Source organism: Mucilaginibacter sp. P5_A4 (assembly GCF_056400605.1).
Genome location: NZ_JBFUKX010000134.1, coordinates 1 through 1470, shown reverse-complemented (window position 1 = coordinate 1470; position 1470 = coordinate 1). Strand labels below are relative to the sequence as shown.

At 33.2% G+C, this 1470-nt stretch carries 2 protein-coding genes; both read left to right on the top strand.

Going from position 1 to position 1470, the window contains the following annotated elements:
• A partial coding sequence (locus AC1DQW_RS27630; protein ID WP_477457010.1) for a hypothetical protein occupies positions 1 to 707 on the top strand: 707 nt, incomplete at its 5' end.
• Positions 700 to 1470 (top strand): non-canonical purine NTP pyrophosphatase (locus tag AC1DQW_RS27625; RefSeq protein WP_477457009.1); only part of this gene is annotated, 771 nt, incomplete at its 3' end. The genes AC1DQW_RS27630 and AC1DQW_RS27625, both read left to right, overlap by 8 nt.

Below are 1470 nucleotides of genomic sequence, written 5' to 3'. Positions count from 1 at the left end.
CTATTCACTCAGGTTTTGGATCTGGCACAATAATTCGGCTGGCTTGTATTGAAGGACTGTTCATTGCTAATGGACGAAGCTATACATTTGGTGAAATTGCCGAATTGTCGGGAAGAGGTGGAACATCGGGAATAGGTATAAGAACATATTTCCAAGGTGGTTATATATTTGATATTGGACAAAGAAATATTGGCCAAAAGCTTTTGCCATCGTCATCAGTTGAATTAGATCCAATTCGGTCCCTCTTGATAAGCGAGGGGAGTATGCCAGATTGGGAAATTGGCATTTGCTTTCCAAGTAAACCTATCGCGATTTCGGATACAGAAGTAGCTTTCTTTGAAAAAAAAGCATTGTTATCAAATGAAGAAATATATGAAACCTTGTATCATGTTCTATTTGGGATTTTAGCAGGTATTAAGGAGAATGATTTACAATCATTTGAACAAGGCGTAAAAAAGATTCAATTGAGCCAATGGAAAAAATCTGAAAGGGCGTTGTATGGAATCGCAATTGAAAATATAGAAAGTATTTTATATAGAAATGGAGCTGTATTAGTGGGAATGAGTAGCTTAGGACCGGGCTTGTTTTTTATCGGAAAAAACATACAAGAAGTTATAGAAAACTCCCAAAGTCAAATTCCTGAATGGGACTTTATACAATCATCTGCGATAAATTCAGCTCGAATAATTACGACAGAGGATGCTTGAACTAACTTTTATAACATCTAGTAAAGAAAAATTAGCACATGCTAAATACTTATCGCGCGATTATCCTGTAATTATCTCAAAAAAAAAGAATTACGGCATTGGGTATATTGAACCGAGAATTGATGATAGGAATGAGTTGATTAAAAGAAGTGTTGATGATGCAATAATTAGATTTAAAAAACATACAGCAAATGCTGATGAAAAACTTTTTTTCATTGAAGACACATCAGTCACAATTCATTCATTAAGTACGGAAAAAGAGTATCCCGGAGTAGATGTGAAATACTGGATGCAGGATAATACATTTTCAGATGTAGATAAAAAACTAAAAGAAACTGGTAACAAAAGAGCTGTAACAGTCAGATCTGATGTCGTTTTAGTTTTAAATAATAAACTAAGAGAGAAGTATAAAACTAAATATTTAATTTTTACTAGTTCTAAAAGTGGGAATATTATCGACAAAGAAGTTGCTATTAAAACGCAACCTCTTTATCCATGGTTAAATAACTTCACTTTTAACAAATGGTTTGTTCCCAATGGAAGTAAAGCTCCAATGAGCAAATTATCAATTGAAATAGCTAATAAACATGATTTTAGAGCTGATGCATTCAAAGATATGTTTCAGTTTTTAAAAAATAATGGCTATTTAAGGTCAGATACAMATTATAATCAATTAGAGTTATTTGAGCCCGTCGCATTTGTTATATGCGGCCCCTCTTGTGCAGGAAAAACAACCCTATCAGCTTATCTTCAAAATAAATAT